Origin of the sequence: Streptomyces sp. enrichment culture, assembly GCF_964273145.1 — a bacterium.
In the GTDB taxonomy this organism is placed as follows: Bacteria; Actinomycetota; Actinomycetes; order Streptomycetales; family Streptomycetaceae; genus Streptomyces.
In genome coordinates, this window is record NZ_OZ186873.1 from 1,372,892 (window position 1) to 1,386,727 (window position 13,836).

The 13,836-nt window shown below is 72.8% G+C and carries 12 protein-coding genes; 9 read left to right on the top strand and 3 right to left on the bottom strand.

The features are described 5' to 3' along the window. Positions 1–18: 18 nt before the first annotated feature. The 4 genes from ACSU6Z_RS06310 to ACSU6Z_RS06325 are packed head-to-tail and all read left to right on the top strand — an operon-like array spanning position 19 to position 3,619. Positions 19–831: an aminoglycoside N(3)-acetyltransferase gene (locus ACSU6Z_RS06310; protein WP_437043671.1), complete on the top strand. Its 813-nt coding sequence runs from the start codon at positions 19–21 to the stop codon at positions 829–831. 30 nt (positions 832–861) lie between these two features. Next, positions 862–1,785, top strand: coding sequence for an ABC transporter ATP-binding protein (locus ACSU6Z_RS06315; RefSeq protein ID WP_437043673.1), 924 nt, complete (start codon positions 862–864; stop codon positions 1,783–1,785). Positions 1,786–1,835: 50 nt separating this feature from the next. Further along, positions 1,836–2,552, top strand: coding sequence for an ABC transporter permease (locus ACSU6Z_RS06320; protein ID WP_437050204.1), 717 nt, complete (start codon positions 1,836–1,838; stop codon positions 2,550–2,552). A 53-nt stretch (positions 2,553–2,605) separates the two neighbouring features. Continuing rightward, positions 2,606–3,619: a COX15/CtaA family protein gene (locus ACSU6Z_RS06325; protein ID WP_437043676.1), complete on the top strand. Its 1,014-nt coding sequence runs from the start codon at positions 2,606–2,608 to the stop codon at positions 3,617–3,619. Between the two features lie 191 nt (positions 3,620–3,810). Here ACSU6Z_RS06325 and ACSU6Z_RS06330 read toward each other — a convergent pair whose 3' ends face one another. The 3 genes from ACSU6Z_RS06330 to ACSU6Z_RS06340 form a co-directional block, all read right to left on the bottom strand. After that, positions 3,811–4,920: an amidohydrolase family protein gene (locus tag ACSU6Z_RS06330; protein WP_437043677.1), complete on the bottom strand. Its 1,110-nt coding sequence runs from the start codon at positions 4,918–4,920 to the stop codon at positions 3,811–3,813. A 120-nt stretch (positions 4,921–5,040) separates the two neighbouring features. Further along, positions 5,041–5,373, bottom strand: coding sequence for a hypothetical protein (locus ACSU6Z_RS06335; protein WP_437043679.1), 333 nt, complete (start codon positions 5,371–5,373; stop codon positions 5,041–5,043). 122 nt (positions 5,374–5,495) lie between these two features. Continuing rightward, a complete protein-coding gene (locus tag ACSU6Z_RS06340) occupies positions 5,496–6,482 on the bottom strand; it encodes a heme o synthase (RefSeq protein WP_437050206.1) in 987 nt (328 codons plus the stop codon). 595 nt (positions 6,483–7,077) lie between these two features. On the opposite strand from ACSU6Z_RS06340, the gene tkt reads away from it, so the two are divergent. From tkt to pgl, 5 genes are read left to right on the top strand one after another with little or no spacing between them, the layout of a single operon-like run. After that, complete coding sequence (gene tkt, locus ACSU6Z_RS06345) at positions 7,078–9,180, top strand: transketolase (RefSeq protein ID WP_437043681.1); 2,103 nt, start codon at positions 7,078–7,080, stop codon at positions 9,178–9,180. 34 nt (positions 9,181–9,214) lie between these two features. After that, positions 9,215–10,333 (top strand): transaldolase, encoded by a 1,119-nt coding sequence (gene tal / locus ACSU6Z_RS06350; protein ID WP_437043683.1) that lies wholly within the window; start codon positions 9,215–9,217, stop codon positions 10,331–10,333. 4 nt (positions 10,334–10,337) lie between these two features. Continuing rightward, a complete protein-coding gene (zwf, locus tag ACSU6Z_RS06355; RefSeq protein ID WP_437043685.1) occupies positions 10,338–11,861 on the top strand; it encodes a glucose-6-phosphate dehydrogenase in 1,524 nt (507 codons plus the stop codon). Further along, entirely contained in the window at positions 11,858–12,910 is a 1,053-nt protein-coding gene (gene opcA / locus ACSU6Z_RS06360) for a glucose-6-phosphate dehydrogenase assembly protein OpcA (RefSeq protein WP_437043687.1), read from the top strand. The genes zwf and opcA overlap by 4 nt, the downstream gene beginning before the upstream one ends. Beyond that, the gene (gene pgl / locus ACSU6Z_RS06365) at positions 12,907–13,689 is read left to right on the top strand and encodes a 6-phosphogluconolactonase (protein ID WP_437043689.1); all 783 of its coding nucleotides are present in this window, start codon (positions 12,907–12,909) and stop codon (positions 13,687–13,689) included. The genes opcA and pgl overlap by 4 nt, the downstream gene beginning before the upstream one ends. Positions 13,690–13,836: the final 147 nt, after the last annotated feature.

The window sequence follows — 13,836 nt, forward strand, 5'->3', positions numbered from 1 at the left end:
CCGGGACACTCCCGAACCATGCCCGCGCCCTCTCCCACCGGCCCCCTCGTCACCCGGGGCACCCTCGCCGCGCACCTGCGCGAGCTGGGCGTCCGCCCCGGCGAGACCCTCCTCGTGCACTCCTCCCTCAGCTCCCTCGGCTGGGTGTGCGGCGGTGCCGTCGCGGTGGTGCAGGCCCTGCTGGACGTCCTCACCCCCGGCGGCACGCTGGTGGTCCCCACCCAGACCGGCGAGCTGTCCGACCCGGCGCTGTGGCGCGACCCGCCGGTGCCCGAGGAGTGGTGGGCGACCGTCCGGGCCGCGATGCCCGCGTACGACCCGCTGATCACCCCCTCGCGCGGAGTCGGTGTGATCCCCGAGACCGTGCGGACCTGGCCGGGCGCGCTGCGCAGCGCGCATCCGCAGACCTCGTTCGCGGCCCTCGGTCCGCGCGCGGCGGCGGTGGTCGGGGACCACGCCCCCGACTGCCGGCTGGGCGAGCGCAGCCCGCTGGCGAAGCTGGAGGCGATGGGCGCGCGGGTGCTGCTGCTCGGCGCCGGATACGGCACCTGCACCAGCTTCCACCTCGCCGAGTACCGGATCCCCTCCCCCCTCGTCGAGGTCGGCCGCCCGGGGCCGTACGGCTGGGAGGTGGTGACCGAGGTGTCGATCACCTCCGAGCGGTTCGACGAGCTCGGGCACGACTTCGAACGGGACCGTCCCGTCGTGCGGGGCAGGGTCGGGGCGGCCGAGGCACGGCTGTTCCCGGTGGCCGACGCGGTGGCCTACGCCGAGCGGTGGCTGGCGGTGCACCGGCCGCGCGAGGCGGACTTCCTGCACCCGCCCCGCTGAGCGCCCGCGCGCCTCCCTAGACTCTGGACCATGCGAAGCGAGCCCGTGGTCCAGGTCCAGGCCCTGGTGAAGCGGTACGGCACGAAGACCGCGGTGGACGGCCTCGACCTGGTGGCCCGGGCAGGCGTCACCGCCGTGCTCGGCCCCAACGGGGCGGGCAAGACGACCACCGTCGAGACCTGCGAGGGGTATCGGAGGCCGGATTCCGGCACGGTGCGCGTCCTGGGCCTCGACCCCGTCCGGCAGGCCGCCGAGCTGCGGCCCCGCATCGGGGTGATGCTCCAGTCCGGCGGCGTCTACTCCGGCGCGCGGGCCGGCGAGATGCTGCGCCACGTCGCGAGACTGCACGCGCACCCGCTGGACGTGGACGCCCTCGTCGATCGCCTCGGCCTCGGCTCCTGCGGCCGGACCCCCTACCGCCGCCTGTCCGGCGGCCAGCAGCAGCGCCTCGCGCTGGCGATGGCCGTCGTCGGACGCCCGGAACTGGTCTTCCTGGACGAGCCGACCGCCGGTCTGGACCCGCAGGCCCGCCGCGCCGCCTGGGACCTGGTGCGCGACCTGCGCGCCGACGGCGTCTCCGTGATCCTCACCACCCACTACATGGACGAGGCCGAGCAGCTCGCCGACGACGTCGCCATCGTCGACGCCGGCCGGGTCATCGCCCAAGGCTCCCCGGAGGAGCTGTGCCGCGGCGGCGCCGAGAACACCCTCCGCTTCACCGGCCGCCCCGGCCTGGACGTCGGCTCGCTGCTCAAGGCCCTGCCCGCGGACTGCGCGGCCACCGAGCTGACCCCGGGCTCGTACCGGGTCGTCGGCAAGGTCGACCCGCAGCTGCTCGCCACCGTGACGTCCTGGTGCGCCCAGCACGGGGTGATGCCGGACAGGATCTCGGTGGAGCGGCGCACCCTCGAAGACGTCTTCCTCGAGCTCACCGGCAAGGAGCTGCGTTCGTGACCGCCACCGGGACGTACACGCCGAAACCCGGCGCGGCCCCCCTCCCCCGCATGATCGCCGCCCAGGCCGCGCTGGAGACCAGGATGCTGCTGCGCAACGGCGAGCAACTGCTGCTGACGGTGGTCATCCCCACCCTGCTGCTCGTCCTGTTCAGCTCGGTCGACGTCGTGGACACCGGCGAGGGCGAGGCCGTCGACTTCCTCGCGCCCGGCGTCCTCGCGCTCGCCGTGATGTCGACGGCGTTCACCGGGCAGGCCATCGCGACCGGCTTCGAACGCCGGTACGGGGTGCTGAAGCGGCTGGCCGCCTCCCCCCTGCCCCGCTGGGCCCTGATGACCGCGAAGACGGTGTCGGTGCTGGTCACCGAGGTGCTCCAGGTGGTGCTGCTCACGGTGATCGCCTTCGCGCTGGGCTGGTCGCCGCACGGCAGCCCCTTCGCCGTCCTGCTGCTCCTGGTCCTCGGTACGGCGGCCTTCTCCGGCCTCGGCCTGCTCATGGCGGGCACGCTGAGGGCCGAGGCGACCCTGGCCGCCGCCAACCTGGTCTTCCTGCTGCTGCTCGTCGGCGGCGGCGTGATCGTGCCACTGGAGAAGTTCCCGGACGCCGCGCGGGACGTCCTCGGCCTGCTGCCCATCTCCGCGCTCTCCGACGGGCTGCGGGACGTGCTCCGGCACGGGGCCGGGATGCCGTGGGGCGACCTGGGGATCCTGGCGGTGTGGGCGGTCGTGGGGCTGGCCGCGGCCGGGAAGCTCTTCCGCTGGGAGTAGGGGACCGCCCCGGCGCGGACCCTCGTGAACGCGTGCACAAGCCCCCGCCTACCATGGAGCCCGTGCCAAACGTGACCCGCGCAGACGCGGCAGCCGCCGTGCGCAACCCGCTCGCCTTCATCGCCGCACGCTGGACCCCCGCTGCCCGGACGGTCCGGCGGGCGGCCCTGTCCGCGCTCGTCATGTCGGTGGTCATCGTCGTCACCGGCGGTGCCGTGCGCCTGACCGGGTCGGGCCTGGGCTGCCCCACCTGGCCCAAGTGCACCGACGACTCCCTCACCGCCACCAGCGAGATGGGCCTCCACGGAGCCATCGAGTTCGGCAACCGCATGCTGACGTACGTGCTGTGCGCCGCCGTCGGCTGGGCGATCATCGCCGCGCGCTCGCAGAAGCCGTACCGCCGCGGCCTGACCCGGCTGGGCTGGGCGCAGTTCTGGGTGGTGATGGGCAACGCGGTCCTCGGCGGCGTCGTCGTCCTCGTGGGCCTCAACCCGTACACGGTGGCCGCCCACTTCCTGCTCTCCTCCGCCCTGATCGCGGTCGCGACCGTGATGTGGCAGCGCGCGCGGGAGGGCGACGCGGCACCCCGTCCGCTGGTCGGCGCGTCCGTGCGGCAGCTGGTGTGGGTCCTGGTCGCGGCCTCCGTGCTGCTGATCGCGGTCGGCACGGTCGTCACCGGCTCCGGGCCGCACGCGGGCGACTCCAGCGAGGTCCCGCGGATGCCTCTGGACTGGGAGACGGTGACCAAGCTGCACGCCGTGCTGGCGTGGATCGTGGTGACGCTGACGTTCGCGCTGTGGTTCGTGCTGAAGGCGGTGGACGCGCCGCGCGGGCCGCTGGGCCGGACCCGGGACCTGTTCCTGATCCTGCTCGCCCAGGGAGCGGTGGGCTACGTCCAGTACTTCACCGACCTGCCCGAGATCCTCGTCGGCCTGCACATGCTCGGCTCCGCGGTCATGTGGATCTGGGTGCTGCGGGTCCTGCTGTCGCTGCGGGAGCGCCCGATCGCCGAGCCGTCGCCGGAGGCCCCCGCTCCCGCGGGCCGTTTCGAGCCCGCCTCCCGCTGACCCCGGACGACCGGCTCCAGAAGACCGGCTTGAGCGGCCGGCTCGGGCGGCCGGCTCGGGCGAGTGGCCCGAGCGTGCGCCATGGCGGGCAGGGAGCGGCCCCGCCCCGCCGCGGGGCGAACCCGGTCACGCCCGGCGGAGGCCGTTCCGGCGGCGCACACCGCCCGCCCCGCCCCGGCGCCGTCCGGGCGTCACCCCTCCAGCCCGTACACCCGCCTCGCGTTCCCCGCCGCGATCATCCCCGCCACCCGCTGCGCGTCCCCCGGCGACCACGCCCCCTCGGCCACCCAGGGGCCGAGGACCCGTCCGAGGGCCTCGCGGAACAGGCGGGCGCCCACCACGTGCAGCTCCGGCAGGGCCCGGGCGCCGCTGGAGAAGAGGATCTTGCCGAAGGGGGCCAGTTCCAGGATCTCCGCCAGGACGGTCGCCGCGCGGGCGCCGGTGCGGGCCAGGGCGGCCCCCGAGTCGACGTAGACGTGCGGGAAGACGCCCGCGAGGTGGGCGGCGTGACGGTGGTACGGGTAGCCGTGCAGCAGGATCAGATCGGTGCCGAGACCGGCCGTGGCCCGGATGAAGTCCGTCAGCAGGAGCGGGTCGGCGCGGTCGATGCGCGGGCCCGGCGCGCCGAGCCCGGCGTGCAGCTGGAGGGGCAGGCCGGAGGCGACCGCGATCCACAGCAGGTGCCGCAGCAGTACCGGGTCGCTCAGTTCCCCGCCGACCCGGCGTCCGGCCAGCCAGCGCCCGGCGGCCTCGCGCACCTCCCCCGGCCCCGGTGGCTCGGGCGCGAGCGCCAGGCCGTGCCGCAGGCCCGCCACGGAGGCGAAGGCCACGGCCTGCGCGGCGGCGGCGTGCACGGACTCGGCGAGGTTGGCGAGGAAGGAGTCGACCGTGCCGGAGGTGTCGGCGACCTGCTCGGCCAGCGGCTCCAGGCGGACGATCTCATGGGCCTCGGCGTCCCCGGCGGAGGCCATCTCGCCGGGGCCGGTGAGGTCGCCGGGCAGGCCGGTGTCGACCAGGTACGTCGTGACGCCGCTGCCGCGCAGCAGCCTGCGGGCCGCCTCCAGGACGCCGAGCTCGCGGCGCCGGGCCAGGTAGCGGGCGGGCGGGCAGTGCGGCTCCAGGCCGAGCAGGGGCGGGCACCAGCGGCGTACCGCGAACCCCGTCTGGGTGTCGAACAGGGTGGTGCCGGGCGCCGGCGGACCCTCGGTGTGCGCCAGCCGGGCCTCGAAGGTGCCGAGGCCGAGCTCCGTCCTCAGGACGCCGTGACAGTACTGGTCCACGAGGGACGGCGTGTCGATCATGCGGACTCCCCCGCGGCGGAACCGTGTCCTCGGACCGTATCGTCACGGCCCCCTACGGTCCTAACGGGTGAACCGGGTGTCAGGTGTTGCTCTCCCGCGCCCGGTGCGGAAAGGCGGCGGTCAGCCGTCGCTCCTGCCGCCGACCTGGATGCCGGCCATGCGGCTCCACTCGTACGGCCCGGTGCGCACCTTGGCCGCGAGCTCGCCGTCGAAGGACTCGTGGACGGTGATCCCGGCCTTCTCCACCGCCTTCTCGGCGATCGCGTGACTGGGCGCGACCAGGTCGCCCCAGCCGCCGTCCTCGCCGACGAGGACGATCCGTGCCCCGCGCTGCCCGAGGTGGGCGACCTGGCCCTCGGCGCCGCCGTGGGCCCGGGAGAAGGCGGTGATGTGCTTGGCGAGCCGGGCCGCGGTGCGCTCGGCCTTGGGATCAGCCTGCTGCGTGTCTGCCATGGCCAGGATGCTACCGGCGGGTAGAGCGAACGGCGATGCCCTGGGCGCGTGGCCTTGGCCACGCGCCCAGGGCATCGCCCGGTCGGGGAGCGGTCCCGGCGACGGTCCCCGCCGGGAGGGCGTCAGCGCAGGAAGGGGTCGACGGCGATCGCCAGGAACAGCACCGACACGTAGGTGATGGACCAGTGGAACAGGCGCATCTCCTTGAGCTTGGCGCCCGTCACCTCGGCCTTGGCGCGGTTCTGCAGCGCGTGCGCCTCCCACAGCCACAGGCCGCCGGCCAGCAGGGCGACCACCGTGTAGAACCAGCCGGTGTAGCCGAGCGGCGTCAGCAGCAGCGACACGACGACCATCACCCAGCTGTAGGCCACGATCTGCCGGGCGACGACCTTGTTGGAGGCGACGACCGGGAGCATCGGCACGCCCACGCGCGCGTAGTCGTCCTTCACCTTCATGGACAGCGGCCAGTAGTGCGGCGGCGTCCAGAAGAACATCACCAGGAAGAGGATGACGGGCGCCCACGACATGGAGTTCGTCACCGACGACCATCCGATGAGCACCGGCATGCAGCCCGCGATGCCGCCCCAGACGATGTTCTGCGCGGTGCGCCGCTTGAGGATCATCGTGTAGACGACGACGTAGAACAGGAGGGCGCCGAGCGAGAGCCAGGCCGACAGCCAGTTGACGGTGAGGCCGAACAGCAGCGTCGAGACGACCGCCAGGGCGATGCCGAAGGCCAGGCACTCGCGCGGGCCGACCATTCCGGTGACCAGGGGGCGCTGCGAGGTGCGCTCCATCAGCGCGTCGATGTCCCGGTCGATGTACATGTTCAGCGCGTTCGCGCCGCCCGCGGAGAGGTAGCCGCCGAGGCAGGTGAGCAGCACCAGCTTCAGGTCCGGCACGCCCTGCTCGGCGAGGAACATCACCGGAACGGTGGTGATCAGCAGCAGCTCGATGATCCGCGGCTTGGTCAGAGCCACGAACGCCTTGACACGGGCCCCGAACGGCCGGTGGCTCGGCTTCTGGCTCGCCCCGAGCTCCCCCATTGCCCCAATGGCGTGGGAGGGACCCCCACCCACTGGACGGGATTCGACGGCCGTCACGCACACCCCTGACAGAGACATCCCAGCGAGCCCCCCGAGTGAAGCGGCGGTAAAGGCTCGCGCGTACCACGCCACTGTAGACGTTGCCCATACCCCGGCCTTCGCGGGGGTGGGGTCGTGTTGGGCGGTGCGCTCCGGGGCGGGCGGCCGGGAGAGCCCCGGTACGCGCCGGACCGTCCGCCGACGGGGTGACCGCCGAGCGCGGACGGTCCCGGACGAGCGGCCGCCGGACGGGCCGTCCGGCGCACCCGGGCGGACGCGCGGCGGGAGGGGGCGGGAGGGGTGGTGGACGGGCGCGGAAAAGCTCGGGTGGGCACCCGCCCCGCGGGTACGGAAAGGCACGGACGAGTGGTGATCCGACGGGCGCGGAAAAGCTCGATTGAGCGGTCATATGAGCGATCCCGTATTCACTTGCCCAATGCCGTTTCACCCGGTCGGGAGGCGGACTTCCCCGAGTCCCGGCAGTCTGGAAACACCCGGGAAAACGCACGTGTTTACGGGGGTAGGCTCGACAGCGGCCGGCCGACGTCCGGAACGCCGGCAGCCGGTGGGCGCGTACGTCCGCCGGCATCCGACATGTGGAGAGGAGCCCTGACCCAGGGTGAGCACCAAGCCGACCACCACAGACCTCGAGTGGACCGAGTTGGACCAGCGGGCCGTCGACACCGCCCGCGTCCTGGCCGCCGATGCCGTACAGAAGGTCGGCAACGGCCATCCCGGTACGGCGATGAGCCTGGCGCCCGCCGCGTACACCCTCTTCCAGAAGGTGATGCGGCACGACCCGGCGGACCCGGACTGGGTCGGGCGGGACCGTTTCGTCCTGTCCGCCGGCCACTCGTCCCTGACCCTGTACACCCAGCTCTACCTGGCCGGCTTCGGCCTGGAGCTGGACGACCTGAAGGCGTTCCGCACCCACGGTTCGAAGACGCCGGGTCACCCCGAGTACGGGCACACCGCGGGCGTGGAGACCACCACCGGCCCGCTGGGCCAGGGCGTCGCCAACGCCGTCGGCATGGCGATGGCCGCCCGCTACGAGCGCGGCCTGTTCGACCCGGACGCGCCCGCGGGCGAGTCGCCGTTCGACCACTTCGTCTACTGCATCGCCGGTGACGGCTGCCTCCAGGAGGGCATCTCCGCCGAGGCGTCCTCCCTGGCGGGCCACCAGAAGCTCGGCAACCTGATCCTGCTGTGGGACGACAACCACATCTCGATCGAGGGCGACACCGAGACGGCCGTCTCCGAGGACACCGTCAAGCGCTACGAGGCCTACGGCTGGCACGTGCAGCGCGTCGCGCCGAAGCCGGACGGCGACCTGGACCCCAAGGCGATCTACGACGCCATCCAGGAGGCGAAGAAGGTCACGGACAAGCCGTCCTTCATCGCCATGCGCTCCATCATCGCCTGGCCCGCCCCGAACGCGCAGAACACCGAGGCCGCGCACGGCTCGGCGCTGGGCGAGGACGAGGTCGCGGCCACCAAGCGCGTCCTCGGCTTCGACCCGGAGAAGACCTTCGAGGTCGCCGACGAGGTCATCGCGCACACCCGCAAGGCCCTGGACCGGGGCGAGGCCGCCCGTGCCGTGTGGGAGAAGTCCTTCCAGCAGTGGCGGGACAACAACCCCGAGCGCGCCGCCGAGTACGACCGCATCGCCAAGGGCGAGCTGCCCGCCGGCTGGGAGGAGAAGATCCCGGTCTTCGAGACGGGCAAGGGTGTCGCCACCCGCGCCGCGTCCGGCAAGGTGCTCCAGGCGCTGGGCGCGGTCGTCCCCGAGCTGTGGGGCGGCTCCGCCGACCTGGCCGGCTCGAACAACACCACCATCGACAAGACGTCCTCCTTCCTCCCGGAGGGCAACCCGCTGCCGGAGGCCGACCCCTACGGCCGCACGATCCACTTCGGCATCCGCGAGCACGCGATGGCCGCGGAGATGAACGGCATCGCCCTGCACGGCAACACCCGCATCTACGGCGGCACCTTCCTGGTCTTCTCCGACTACATGCGCAACGCCGTGCGCCTGTCGGCCCTGATGCACCTGCCGGTGACGTACGTGTGGACGCACGACTCCATCGGCCTGGGCGAGGACGGCCCGACCCACCAGCCGGTCGAGCACCTGGCCTCGCTGCGCGCCATCCCGGGCCTGAACGTCGTCCGCCCGGCCGACGCCAACGAGACCGCCATCGCCTGGCGCGAGATCCTCAAGCGCTGGACGAAGGAGTTCGGCAAGGGACAGCCGCACGGTCTGGCCCTCACCCGCCAGGGCGTGCCGACGTACGAGCCCAACGAGGACGCGGCCCGCGGCGGCTACGTGCTGTTCGAGGCAGAAGGGCCCTCCGGGCAGAGCGCCGAGCCGGAGGTCGTCCTCATCGCCACCGGTTCGGAGGTGCACGTCGCCGTGGAGGCGCGCGAGCGGCTCCAGGCCGACGGCGTGCCCACGCGCGTGGTGTCGATGCCGTGCGTGGAGTGGTTCGAGCAGCAGGACCAGGGGTACCGGGACAGCGTCCTGCCGCCGTCCGTGAGGGCCCGTGTCGCGGTGGAGGCGGGCATCGGACTGACCTGGCACCGGTACGTCGGGGACGCCGGCCGCATCGTTTCGCTGGAGCACTTCGGCGCCTCCGCCGACGGCAAGGTCCTCTTCCAGGAGTACGGCTTCACGGCCGAGAACGTCGCCGCCAAGGCGAGGGAATCGATCGCCGCAGCCCAGCGCTGACGCTCGTATACGACACGTAGGAGATGCATTTTCCATGACAGACGCACTCAAGCGCCTCTCCGATGAAGGCGTCGCGATCTGGCTGGACGACCTGTCCCGCAAGCGGATCACGTCCGGCAACCTGGCCGAGCTGATCGACCAGCAGCACGTCGTGGGCGTCACCACCAACCCGACGATCTTCCAGAAGGCGATCAGCGAGGGCGACGGCTACGACCAGCAGCTCTCCGACCTGGCCGCCCGCAAGGTGACGGTCGAAGAGGCCGTCCGCATGATCACCACGGCGGACGTCCGCGACGCCGCCGACATCCTGCGCCCCGTCTTCGACGCCACCGGCGGCAAGGACGGCCGGGTCTCCATCGAGGTCGACCCGCGCCTGGCGCACGACACCAGGGCCACGGTCGCCGAGGCCAAGCAGCTGGCCTGGCTGGTGGACCGGCCCAACACGCTCATCAAGATCCCCGCCACCGAGGCGGGCATCCCGGCGATCGCCGAGGTCATCGGCCTGGGCATCAGCGTCAACGTCACGCTGATCTTCTCGCTGGAGCGCTACCGCAAGGTCATGGACGCCTTCCTGACCGGCCTGGAGAAGGCCAAGGAGCGCGGTCTGGACCTGCCGCGGATCCACTCCGTGGCGTCCTTCTTCGTGTCCCGCGTGGACACCGAGATCGACAAGCGGATCGACGCGCTCGGCACCGACGAGGCCAAGGCGCTGCGCGGCAAGGCCGCCCTCGCCAACGCGCGCCTGGCCTACCAGGCGTACGAGGAGGTCTTCTCCTCCGACCGCTGGAAGGCCCTGGAGAAGGCGGGCGCCAACAAGCAGCGTCCGCTGTGGGCCTCCACCGGCGTGAAGGACAAGGCGTACAGCGACACGATGTACGTCACCGAGCTGGTCGCGCCCAACACGGTGAACACCATGCCGGAGGCCACGCTGCTGGCCACCGAGGACCACGGCGAGATCACCGGCGACACCGTCTCCGGCACCTACGAGCAGGCCCGCACCGACCTCGACGCGGTCGAGAGGCTCGGGATCTCCTACGACGAGGTGGTCCAGCTGCTGGAGGACGAGGCCGTCGACAAGTTCGAGACCTCCTGGAACGACCTGCTGAAGTCGACCGAGGCGGAGCTGAAGCGCCTCGCCCCCTCGGAGGGCTGACACATTGTCAAGCAGCAACCCGCTGCGTGACCCCGCAGACCGGCGGCTCCCGCGTATCGCGGGGCCGTCGGGTCTGGTCATTTTCGGCGTCACGGGCGACCTGTCCCGCAAGAAGCTCATGCCCGCCGTGTACGACCTCGCCAACCGGGGTCTGCTGCCGCCGGGCTTCTCGCTCGTCGGCTTCGCCCGCCGCGACTGGGAGCACGAGGACTTCGCCCAGGTCGTGCACGACGCGGTCAAGGAGCACGCGCGCACGCCGTTCCGCGAGGAGGTCTGGCAGCAGCTCATCCAGGGCATGCGGTTCGTCCAGGGCACCTTCGACGACGACGAGGCGTTCGAGCGGCTGCGCTCCACCATCCAGGAGCTGGACGCGGCGCAGGGCACGGGCGGCAACTTCGCCTTCTACCTCTCCGTGCCGCCGAGTGCCTTCCCGGTGGTCATCCAGCAGCTGAAGAAGCACGGCCTGGCCGACCAGACCGGCGGTTCCTGGCGGCGCGCGGTGATCGAGAAGCCGTTCGGCCACGACCTGAAGTCGGCCGAGGAGCTCAACGCGATCGTCCACGAGGTCTTCGCCCCGGACCAGGTCTTCCGCATCGACCACTACCTGGGCAAGGAGACCGTCCAGAACATCCTGGCGCTGCGCTTCGCCAACCAGATGTTCGAGCCGGTCTGGAACCGCTCGTACGTCGACCACGTGCAGATCACGATGGCCGAGGACATCGGCATCGGCGGCCGGGCCGGCTACTACGACGGCATCGGCGCCGCCCGCGACGTCATCCAGAACCACCTGCTCCAGCTCCTGGCGCTGACCGCGATGGAGGAGCCCGCCTCCTTCGACGCCGACGCGCTGGCCGCGGAGAAGACCAAGGTGCTGGGCGCGGTGAAGCTGCCCAAGGACCTGGGCCGGGACACCGTGCGCGCCCAGTACACGGCGGGCTGGCAGGGCGGCGCGAAGGTCATCGGCTACCTCGACGAGGAGGGCATCGACCCGAAGTCGAAGACCGACACCTACGCCGCGATCAAGCTGGGCATCGACAACCGCCGCTGGGCGGGGGTCCCCTTCTACCTGCGCACCGGCAAGCGGCTGGGCCGGCGGGTGACGGAGATCGCGGTGGTCTTCCAGCGCGCCCCGCACTCCCCCTTCGACACGACGGCGACCGAGGAGCTGGGCTCCAACGCCGTCGTCATCCGGGTCCAGCCCGACGAGGGCGTCACCGTCCGGTTCGGCTCGAAGGTGCCGGGCACCTCCATGGAGATCCGGGACGTGTCGATGGACTTCGCCTACGGCGAGTCGTTCACCGAGTCCAGCCCGGAGGCGTACGAGCGGCTCATCCTGGACGTCCTCCTCGGCGACGCCAACCTCTTCCCGCGCACCGAGGAGGTCGAGCTGTCCTGGAAGATCCTCGACCCGATCGAGGAGTACTGGGACGCCCACGGTTCGCCCGCCCGCTACCCGGCCGGCACCTGGGGGCCCGCCGAGGCGGATCAGATGCTGGAGCGAGACGGACGGAGCTGGCGCCGGCCATGAAGACGGACCTCACGGACACCACGGCCAGCAAGATCAACAAGGCGCTGGTGCAGGGTCGCCGCGCCATCGGCACACCCGCCGTCGGCATGGTCCTCACGCTGGTCATCGTCACGGACGAGGAGAACGCCTACGACGCGCTGAAGGCCGCCAACGACGCCTCGCGCGAGCACCCCTCGCGCACGCTCGTGGTCGTCAAGCGCGTCTCGCGCTCGCCCCGCGACCGTACGACGTCCCGGCTGGACGCCGAGGTGCGGGTGGGCGCGGACGCGGGCACCGGCGAGACGGTGGTGCTGCGGCTGTACGGCGAGGTCGTCGACCACGCCCAGTCGGTGGTGCTGCCGCTGCTGCTGCCGGACGCCCCGGTGGTGGTGTGGTGGCCGGTGAACGCGCCGCTGAACCCGGCCGACGACCCGCTGGGGTCGCTGGCCCAGCGCCGCGTCACCGACAGCTACGCCGCCGAGGACCCGATCCGGGAGCTCACCGCCCGGGCCGGTGCCTACACCCCGGGCGACACCGACCTGGCCTGGACCCGGATCACGCCGTGGCGCTCGATGCTGGCCGCCGCCTTGGACCAGGTCTCCTGCGAGGTGCGGGCCGTCGAGGTGGAGGGCGAGGAGTTCAACCCGAGCTGCGAGCTGCTGGCGATGTGGCTCGCGGACCGGCTGGACGTCCCCGTCAAGCGGTCCCGGTCCGACGGGCCGGGTCTGACCGCGGTCCGCATGGAGACCACCTGCGGTCCGATCGTCCTGGACCGCGCCGACGGAACGCTGGCCAATCTGTCCATCCAGGGTCAGCCCGACCGCGCGGTGGCGCTCAAGCGCCGGGAGACGGCCGAGCTGATCGCCGAGGAACTGCGGCGGCTGGACCCGGACGACACCTACGCGGCGGCGCTGCGCTACGGCGTGGACCGGCTGATCACGGCCCCGGGCCCGGATCCGGTGGCGAGCGAGGAACCGGTGGCGGTGCCGGAACCCGAGGAGGAGGCGGCGAAGGCGCCCGCGAAGCGGGCGGCCAAGAAGGCACCGGTGAGGAAGGCGGCGGCGAAGTGAACACCCCCCAGCTGGTGGTGCACCGGGACAAGGAGCTGATGGCGCAGGCCGCGGCGGCCCGGCTGATCACCAGGATCGTGGACGCGCAGGCCTCCCGGGGCTCGGCGTCCGTGGTGCTGACCGGCGGGCGCAACGGCAACGGCCTGCTGGCCGCGCTGGCGGCGGCCCCGGCCCGGGACGCGATCGACTGGAGCCGTCTGGACCTGTGGTGGGGTGACGAGCGCTTCCTGCCGGAGGGCGATCCGGAGCGCAACGTCACACAGGCCCGCCGGGCCCTGCTGGACGCGGTGCCGCTGGACCCCGAGCGGGTGCACGCCATGCCCGCCTCGGACGGCCCCCACGGCTCGGACGTGGACGCCGCGGCCGAGGCGTACGCGCGGGAGCTGGCGCGGGCCGCCGCACCGGAGAACCACGGGCCGGTCCCGGCCTTCGACGTCCTGATGCTGGGCGTCGGCCCGGACACGCACGTCGCCTCGCTCTTCCCGGAGCTGCCGGCCGTGCGGGAGACGGAGCGCACGGTGGTCGGCGTGCACGGCGCCCCCAAGCCTCCGCCGACCCGCGTCACCCTCACGCTCCCCGCGATCCGCGCGGCGCGCGAGGTGTGGCTGCTGGCCGCCGGCGAGGACAAGGCGCAGGCCGCGGCGATCGCCCTGTCCGGCGCGGGCGAGATCCAGGCCCCGGCGGCGGGGGCGTACGGCCGTGCGCGCACCCTGTGGCTGCTGGACGCGGCGGCGGCCTCGCAGCTGCCGCGCTCGATGTATCCGCCGGCGTCGGCGTGAGGGCCGCGGCCGGCTGAACCGGCGCGCACGCCGAAGCGGCCGGGCTCCCCCTATGGACGGGGAGTCCGGCCGCTTCGCCGTCGTCGCGGTCGGGCGGCCGTGTCCGGTCCGCCCGGGCCCGGGTGGCGAGAGCGCCGGGCCTGCCCG

Bases quoted from the DNA above. Each gene is read 5' to 3' on its own strand.
- ACSU6Z_RS06310 (WP_437043671.1), top strand. From the start codon at position 19: ATGCCCGCGCCCTCTCCCACCGGCCCCCTCGTCACCCGGGGCACCCTC.
- ACSU6Z_RS06315 (WP_437043673.1), top strand. From the start codon at position 862: ATGCGAAGCGAGCCCGTGGTCCAGGTCCAGGCCCTGGTGAAGCGGTAC.
- ACSU6Z_RS06320 (WP_437050204.1), top strand. From the start codon at position 1,836: ATGATCGCCGCCCAGGCCGCGCTGGAGACCAGGATGCTGCTGCGCAAC.
- ACSU6Z_RS06325 (WP_437043676.1), top strand. From the start codon at position 2,606: ATGGAGCCCGTGCCAAACGTGACCCGCGCAGACGCGGCAGCCGCCGTG.
- ACSU6Z_RS06330 (WP_437043677.1), bottom strand. From the start codon at position 4,920: ATGATCGACACGCCGTCCCTCGTGGACCAGTACTGTCACGGCGTCCTG.
- ACSU6Z_RS06335 (WP_437043679.1), bottom strand. From the start codon at position 5,373: ATGGCAGACACGCAGCAGGCTGATCCCAAGGCCGAGCGCACCGCGGCC.
- tal (WP_437043683.1), top strand. From the start codon at position 9,215: ATGACAGACGCACTCAAGCGCCTCTCCGATGAAGGCGTCGCGATCTGG.
- opcA (WP_437043687.1), top strand. From the start codon at position 11,858: ATGAAGACGGACCTCACGGACACCACGGCCAGCAAGATCAACAAGGCG.